General features: G+C 62.7%; 9 protein-coding genes. 1 reads left to right on the plus strand and 8 read right to left on the minus strand.

Going from position 1 to position 7,791, the window contains the following annotated elements:
- The 8 genes from rpiA to NW809_RS09110 form a co-directional block, all read right to left on the minus strand.
- Positions 1 to 610 (minus strand): ribose-5-phosphate isomerase RpiA (rpiA, locus tag NW809_RS09075; protein WP_414401977.1); only part of this gene is annotated, 610 nt, incomplete at its 3' end.
- 30 nt (positions 611 to 640) lie between these two features.
- The gene (gene rimO / locus NW809_RS09080; RefSeq protein ID WP_414401978.1) at positions 641 to 2,023 is read right to left on the minus strand and encodes a 30S ribosomal protein S12 methylthiotransferase RimO; all 1,383 of its coding nucleotides are present in this window, start codon (positions 2,021 to 2,023) and stop codon (positions 641 to 643) included.
- 135 nt (positions 2,024 to 2,158) lie between these two features.
- Entirely contained in the window at positions 2,159 to 2,950 is a 792-nt protein-coding gene (cbiQ, locus tag NW809_RS09085) for a cobalt ECF transporter T component CbiQ (protein WP_099812875.1), read from the minus strand.
- 49 nt (positions 2,951 to 2,999) lie between these two features.
- A complete protein-coding gene (gene cbiM / locus NW809_RS09090; RefSeq protein ID WP_099812876.1) occupies positions 3,000 to 3,644 on the minus strand; it encodes a cobalt transporter CbiM in 645 nt (214 codons plus the stop codon).
- Positions 3,645 to 3,646: 2 nt separating this feature from the next.
- Complete coding sequence (locus NW809_RS09095; RefSeq protein ID WP_414401979.1) at positions 3,647 to 4,186, minus strand: hypothetical protein; 540 nt, start codon at positions 4,184 to 4,186, stop codon at positions 3,647 to 3,649.
- Positions 4,187 to 4,243: 57 nt separating this feature from the next.
- Positions 4,244 to 5,167, minus strand: a complete 924-nt coding sequence (locus NW809_RS09100; protein ID WP_414401980.1) for a hypothetical protein — start codon at positions 5,165 to 5,167, stop codon at positions 4,244 to 4,246.
- Between the two features lie 125 nt (positions 5,168 to 5,292).
- Positions 5,293 to 6,099 carry an SH3 domain-containing protein gene (locus NW809_RS09105; protein WP_414401981.1) on the minus strand — a complete coding sequence of 269 codons (807 nt, stop codon included), beginning with the start codon at positions 6,097 to 6,099 and terminating at the stop codon, positions 5,293 to 5,295.
- A gap of 167 nt (positions 6,100 to 6,266) precedes the next feature.
- On the minus strand, positions 6,267 to 6,635 hold the full coding sequence (locus NW809_RS09110) for a hypothetical protein (RefSeq protein ID WP_099812877.1): 369 nt from the start codon (positions 6,633 to 6,635) through the stop codon (positions 6,267 to 6,269).
- Positions 6,636 to 7,022: 387 nt separating this feature from the next.
- Between NW809_RS09110 and NW809_RS09115 the strand changes: the two genes are divergently transcribed.
- Entirely contained in the window at positions 7,023 to 7,742 is a 720-nt protein-coding gene (locus NW809_RS09115) for a response regulator transcription factor (protein ID WP_011431117.1), read from the plus strand.
- Positions 7,743 to 7,791 lie beyond the last annotated feature (49 nt).

The raw sequence follows: 7,791 nt of genomic DNA on the forward strand, positions 1-7,791 counted from the left end.
CTACCCCCACCGTTGCTTTGAGTTGCTCAGCTAGCTTGGCTGGATCGGCAATGGGGCCAAACTGGCAGTCGAGGATGTAGTGCTGCTCGTCGGTGAGGTAGGGATCCCCCTCGGCAGTGCGCCGCAGCACCGCCTGACAGCCCAGGGCCTCCACCCGCGCTAGGGTCGTCTTCCAGCCAAAGCGCACCACCTCCACCGGCACCGGGAAGCGGGTGCCCAGGTGGGCCACCTTTTTGGAGGCATCGGCGATGATGATGAGCTCAGCAGCGCTGGCCTCCACCAGTTTCTCCCGCAGCAGAGCTCCCCCTGCCCCCTTGATGAGGTTGAGGGATCCCACTTCGATTTCGTCGGCTCCATCGATGGCAAGATCTAGGCGCGGCTGCTCCTCCAGCGTGGCCAGCGGGATCCCTAGAGAGCGGGCCTGTTCTGCCGTGCGCTCGGAAGTGGGCACCCCAATGAACTGCAGCCCCTCCTTTTGCATTCGCTGGGCTAGGACGCCCACAGCAAAGGCGGCTGTGGATCCCGTGCCCAGCCCCACCACCATGCCCGACTGCACCTTTTGGGCCGCCGCTTGGGCTGCCGCCTGTTTCAGCTCATCTGCACTGGCCATCTCGCCTTTCCGAAGTTCAACCGAATTATTCTACCGTCCGCTCCAGCTAAAGCCTGCTGGCGCCTCCACCACCTGGCCAAAGAGATCGTAGGGCTCGGCCCGCGTAATCTGCACCGGCACCAGGGATCCCAGGGATCCGGGCCCGCGCACATACACCACCCCGTCCACCTCAGGGGCAAAGCGGGGGGAACGGCCAATCCACTCGCCGGTGCGGGGGTTTTCCTGCTCCAAAAGCACAGGCACCACCTGCCCCACCTGCTCGCGGTTGCGGCGGAAGGTGATCCCCTGCTGCAGTTGCATTAGGCGGGCGCGGCGCTCTTCCTTGAGGGGCTCCGGCACCTGCTGGGGCAGATGGTAGGCGGGCGTGCCCTCTTCCGGGGAAAAGGTGAACACCCCCACATGGTCAAATTGGTGGCGCTGGACAAACTCCAAAAGATGCTGGAAGTGCTCCTCCGTCTCGCCGGGAAAGCCGACGATAAAGCTGGTGCGCAGGACAGCCTTGGGCAGGGCCTGGCGCAGCCGTTCGATGAGCCGGTCGTTAACCTGGCCCTGCCAGGGGCGGTTCATGGCCTTGAGGATCGCTGGGTGGCTGTGCTGCAGCGGCAGATCCAGATAGAGCAAGAAATTGGGCGTCTCCTGAATGGCCTCCACCACCGCCGGCGTAATGCCCGTGGGGTAGGCATAGAGCATGCGGATCCAGGGGATGGGGATCTGGCCCAGAGCGCGGATAAGCTCGGCCAGCCGCGGCTCCCCGTAGAGGTCGAGCCCGTAGTTGGTGGTGATCTGGGAAATGAGGATTAGCTCCTGCACCCCTTCTGCAGCCAGTTGTTCGGCCTCCCGCAAGATGGACTCGATGGGGCGAGAGCGTTGCTTGCCCCGCAGGTGGGGGATGATGCAGAAAGAGCAGCGATAGTCACACCCCTCTGCCACCCGCAGGTAGGCCACCGGGGCATGGGTGGTGCGATAGCGGGGGACAGTCTCATCAGCAATGTAGTCCAAGCTGGAGGTGACGGCATTAACCCGCTCTCCCCGCTCCACCCGCTCCATAACTTGGACGATTTGGTGGTAGTCGCCCGTGCCCACAATGGCCACCGCCTCGGGGATCTCCCGCAGCAGCTCCTCTTGGAAGTGCTGCGCCAGGCAACCAGCGATGATGATCTTCTTGCCCTGCACCGCCAGCTCCATCAGGGTGCTGACCGACTCCCGCCGCGCCGCTTCGATGAAGCTGCAGGTGTTGACGATGACGTAGTCGGCGCTGTCTTCGTCGCCCTCCACCCGGTAGCCTGCCTGGGCCAGCAGGCCCAGCATGTGCTCGGTGTCCACCCGGTTTTTCTCACAGCCCAGGTGCAAAACGGCAACAGCCGGCGCTTCCTTGAGGGAAGAGGTAGACAAAGCGGTTTCTAACCAGTTCATAGCCCCAGGAGAGGACGCGCAAATGGCGACAAGAGCTGAGAAGATTAAAGCCTTCTTATTCTAGTTCTAGTTGGGTTTTGCTTTTAAAGGCGGGGAAGAGAACCGTCTATCTTGTCTAACTCGCTGCCAACCCGCTCAATCGGGATAGCCCCCAAAGTTAACCAAAACCAAGCCAACAGCCACTGCCAGCGCCAGCCCGGTGGCCGCCCAACTGCAGGGATCCCCGCCAGCCGCTGGCGGCACCAAGGGCGCCCGCCCGTAGCCCCGCAGGCGCAGCGCCTGGTAAACTCGCTGCGAACGTTCGTAGCTGCGAACCAACAAAGTGCCCACGGCAGCAGCCAGAAAGGGCAGGTCTTGCCGCCAAGTTGGCCCAGGCTGCCACAGGGATCCCCGCGGTCGCCAGCCCCTCAGCCGCGCGGCCCGCTGCATCCGCTGCCACTGGCTGCCCACTTCCTGCAAATAGCGCTGGGTTAGCCAGGCCAGTTCCAGGAGGAGGTCGGGGATCCCCAGCGCCCGCAAAGCTGCCAACAGGGCCGGTAGGGGAGTGGTCTCCAACAGCAGCGTCGCCAGCGCTAAAAGCGCCAGGCTGCGCCCGCCAAGGCAGAGGGCCCTCTCCAGCCCCTCCCAGCGCAAAGCCAGGGATCCCCAGCGCCAGAGGAGGGTGTCCCCAACGGCAAAGGGCAGGAAGAGGACAAAGGCTATCAACAGAACGCCGGGAGCGGCCAGGCGTCTGAGCCCTCGGCGCAGAGGCAATCCGGAGAGCCCCCAGAGAAAAGCCACCACCGCCCAGACCAGGGGTAGCAAGGCCAGGCGCTGCACCTGGGCAAAGGCCGCCATCAGTGCCAGCAGGCCAACCAGCTTGGGCAGGGGCCGCCAGCGGTGCAGCCAAGAAGGGGGCGGCGGCAGGGGAGCTTGTGAAGAAAGCATCCTCTCCCTAACCGGCATGGCCCGACGACAGGGATGAACAGCCTCAGCCCTATCTTTGGGCATCTTCTCCCAGCAGCTCCGGCTGCACCCGCTGCAAAAACCCCACCACCCAACGGGTAAACAGCCCCTCCACCACCGCCAGCGGCAGGTGGGCAGCTACCAAACTGGTCAGAGCCAGGTGCTCTGCCGAGGTGGAAGGGATCCCCTCCCTGCGCAGCGCCGCCAGCACCACGCCGTAAAACAGCAGCGCCGCCAGCACCACCCCCACCGCTCCCGCCCAAAAAGCGGCCCAGCCCGTGCCCAACCAGCGCCGGCTTGCCCGGAAGATCCCTCCTGCCAGAAGCGCCGGGATCCCCATAATGGCGGCGTTGATCCCCAGGGTGGTCAACCCCCCATGCCCAAAAGCCACCGCCTGAAAAAACAGGCCCACCACAATTGCCGGGTAGGCCAAGGCCCCCAGCATCACGCCCATCAGCCCATTGAGCAGCAGGTGCAGGCTGGCCGGGGGAAAAGGCAGGTGAAGGGAGGAGGCGACAAAAAAGGCCGCCGTGAGCAGCGCTGCCTTGGGGAGCTGGCGGCGGGGATCCTTTTCCAACCGCTGGAGGAGGTGTAGGCTCCAACCCGTAAGCAGGGCAGTGATGCCATAACCCCCCAGCCAAAGCGGTGCTGGCAAAAGGCCCTCGCTGATGTGCATGGCTAGTCTTGGCTCAAAGCGGCAGCATCCACTGGGGAGTCGGAGAGTTCTGGGCCTTGGAAGGGGCGGGGCCGGGAAAAAAACAGGGCCGTGCCCAAACAGCCCCAGATAACACAGGCAGCCATAACCCCCCGCTGCAGGGGGCCAAAGCCAGGGGAGGAGGGGCTGGGGATCCCTTCTGCCTGCATACCCTCCTCGCCCACCGGCACGTTCACCACCCCGCCGTGGCCGGCCTGGCGAATGCGCACCTGCCACAGTCCCTTAAGCTCAGGATCCGGCTGCAGCCAAAACCGGCCCTCTCCGTCTGTCTCTCCCTCCTGCCAGGGGAGAGTGGGATTGGTGGGCGCAAACACCGTAACTCGGGCAAAACGCATCGGCTCGCCGGAATCGTAGCGGGCCTGGATCTCAAAGGTGGGAACAGCCCGCCAAGAGGCCTCCACCCCATGGCCCCAAGCCGGCGGAGATAGGAGCAGGCCCAAGGCCAACCAGCTCAGTTGCCAGGAAGGGGAAAAAGGGATGCGCTTTGGCCAGACTGAGTTCATCGGTCAGCAAAAGACAGAGGACACCCTTCGATCTCAAAAGCCACCCAGGCCTAAAACCTAAGGCAAGGATCCCGTCCCGCCGAGGCCGCCAGAGGAGGCGCGGCAGTGGCCCTCTCCCACGTGCCCCAAGCTCTGCAGGCTCTGCAAGACGGCCTGGGCCCTAGGGGATCCCTCCTGCAGGCTGCCCCAGTCCACCTCCAGCGGCTGGGATCCCGCCTTTAGCCCTTGCTCGAGGGAGACTGGGTCGACTGGGTCCAACTTCACAAGGGAGGCAAACCCCAGCGCCGCTGAGTTGAGGTCGTCCTTGGGAGGCAGGCTGCCATTCCCAAACAGGTGGTCGAAGTGGAAAGTCGCCTCCAGATCCGCCACCTGGCCTGCCCGGACAAAGCCCTTGCGCGTCTCCCCCACGTACTCGCCGCAGACAAAAGCCAGCTCGGGGCTGAACTTGAGCACAAAGGGGATCGCCTCTCCCTCCCCTTCTGCCGGTCGAGCTCTGCCCTCGATCCAGAGGGAGTAGCCCTTTGCTGGCCCCTCCGCTGCCGGCACTAGGCGCCAGGCCAGGGCGTTGTAGTGCCCAGGGGGGGCTTCCAGGGATCCCAGCAGGGCTCGCTCCGGCACCAAATCCACCGTAAGAGGCCCTGTCAGGCTGACCAAGGCCTTGGCCTGGAGCTCGCCTTCCCCTTGCGGATCAAAAGGGGGATCCGTCTGGTAGGCCGTAATGTCCGCCAGCGTCACGTACACATGCTCAAACTGCAACGCCCAGCCCTCTTTGGAGACCAGCCCCTCCCGCAGGAACGCTTCGCCGTTGGCCCACAGCTCCAGCGTGCCCGTAGCCGAGGCAGAGATCGCCTGCCCATCCCTGGCTGGCCCCGGCTCGACAGGCGGGCGACAAGCCGTCATGCCGGCTCCCAGACCCAGGGCCACCAGAACCATCCCTCTGGCCAGGGGTCGCAGCAATGACCACTGAAACCAAGACACCATGTGCTGCCACCAGTGTAAGAACTCCCTCCCGCTAGCGCGCCTGCCCCTCCCGACAGCGGCTGGCGGTACTGTCCCAGCCAACCACAAGCTCTCGCCAACCTACAATCCCCCACCGGGGCATCTTGCTACTCTTGCGCCAGGTTGCCGGCCCGCACCCAACCTTCCTGCCCGTTCTGGCGCCGGATGCGCTGCCAGCGGCCATCGGCGCTGTACTCCAACACCGTCACCACCTCATTCATGGGCAGGCCACCAATGTAAGCCCCTTCCCGGTCGGGAGTGGCCCGTAGCGCCAGGCCAATCGGCTCGATCACCCGCCCCTGCGCACCTGGGGCAATGCTTGTTGCTGCGGGGGGCCGAGTCGGCAAAGGAGTGGACTCTGGTGTGGATTCGACCGCAGGCGTTGCAGCAGTTGTGGCTGAAGCAACCGCTGCCCCACCCTCCACGGGGCCCAAATTGCCGGCCCGCACCCAGCCTTCCTGGCCGTTTAGCTCCCGCCGCACCCGCTGCCAGCGGCCATCAGCGCTGTACTCCAGCACCGTCACCGTTTCCCCCGCCACAATTCCCCCTTGGTAGGCTCCGTCAGCAGAAGGCTGGCTGCGAATGGCTAGACCTATGGGCTCGATTACCCGCCCGCGGCTGCCGGGGGGAAAGGCCTCAGGGTCGATGGTGCCCGCCGCCGGCAAGGACTCCGTCCCACTGACGCGAACAGAGGGGGAGGAAGGCAAACTTGTCGGGCTGGGTAAGGGATCCACACGCACCGCGCGAGGAAACTGAGGCGCCGCAGGAGGAGCCAGCAGGGGGGCAATGAACCGCCACGCCTGCCAACCCAGAGCAGCCAAGACCCCAACCGAGAGGCTCAGTGCCATTAAGGTGCCGAAGGGAAAACCGCTGGCAGCAGGAGAAGAACGGCCTCGCACTGGGTAGTTAGCCATCCAAAACTCAGCTCCCAAAAGCCGGAGACGAAAGCAAAGGGCTTTGCCAACGCTTGCAAGTACCAGAGCATCTCTGGTACTTCTAGTTTCGCCTCTGTGTACTGCCTTGGGAAGCCACCTACCCAGGGGCAACGCTGTCTGGAGCAAATCAGTAGCAAGTTTAGTTTCTACTTAGTGAACATATTCTCCCAGTCGGTGGTGAGAACCTCGTGGCCAAATGTCCACCCGGCCAGGAGCAAGGGCAAGGCCAAGCCCAGGAAGCCGAAGAAACTGATGACCTGGGCAATTTGTCGCTGGGCCCTTTTCTTTTTCGGGTCGGGGATGTAATTAGCAGCTACTGTGAGCTTTGAGCAAAAGGCCACCACCACCGCCCCCACCGGTCCCAAAACCAGCGAAGGCCACAGCCAATCCGCTACCTGCGCATACTCGTAGGCCCGGGTAAACGGCATGATGACAAAACAGGCCAGCTCCAGGATCCCCCAGGTGAAGAGGGCCAACTGGATATCTTTGCGAAAGACTTCGTTGGGATTGTACATAGGCTTCTGGGATAAACCGGCGTGCAACTTTAAGGTTTGGCCTGCAAGTACAGAAGTGGCGAGGTTTTTGAATGGGCTTCTCTCTGCGGGCAAGAAGCTGCTGCGCGAATCCCTTTTACCTTACCCTTTCCCTTTCCTCCGGACAACCCAGTAGAATGAATAATGCCTGAGATTCTTGGGTTAGCCTCCCTTGATTTACCCAGAGAAAGAGGGTTCCAGAAAGGCCAAGCTCCTGGTGCAATCCAATGGGTAATGTAAAAACCTGAAGCTATCTGTTGTAGTCTGGATGGGCTGCCCTCTCCTGCCCAGGCGCAAAATGCGTTTGCCCTGCGGGCAGGGCTTTTCTACAACTCTGCCTCGTGCTGACTGTGAGAGCGTCAAGCTGCCATGTTACGGATCCTCATCATCGATGACGATCCCAGCATTTGCGCGCTGCTCAAGCGGTATTTGCAGCGGCAGGGGTACTCAGTCGAGGTAGCGACGACGGGGGCCGAGGGCCTCCAGCAGTTGCGCGCTTTTCAGCCAGGCTTGGTGATTTTGGATCTGAATTTGCCGGATGTGAGCGGCTACGACCTTTGCCAGCAGATGCAAAAAGAGACCGGCGTGTATGTGTTGATGTTAACCAGCCGAGTGAATCCTGCCGACAAGCTGCAAGGATTTCAGCTAGGCGCAGATGACTACCTGACCAAACCCTTCAGCCTGCCGGAGTTACAGGCGCGGGTACAGGCTATCCTGCGCCGAGGGCGGACGAGAACGGAAACAGGCAGCGCGCCGGTTTTGACTTTTCCCTCCTTGGTGATCGACCCGACCACCCGAGAAGTTATCCGTGACCGTCGCCCGATTAACCTGACCGCTCTAGAGTTTGATTTGCTCTACGCCATGGCTCGACACCCAGGACGGGTGTGGCGACGGTCTGAGCTGATTCAAGAGGTGTGGGATTTTAACCACGAGGGAGATGAACGGGTGGTCGATGTCCACATCGGCCAAATTCGCAAGAAGCTGGAAACCGATACCAGCCAACCGGAGCTGATCCGCACCGTGCGCGGAGTTGGCTACAAGTTCGAGCCCCCCACTCCAAAGGAGGGATGGGGAGAGGAAAAACCGTAACCTCCCTCTTTCCGAAGGAGAGAGGTTGAGGCTGAGGGCGCGCTAATCC

Source organism: Synechococcus sp. WC101, from assembly GCF_047461555.1.
GTDB lineage: Bacteria > Cyanobacteriota > Cyanobacteriia > Thermostichales > Thermostichaceae > Thermostichus.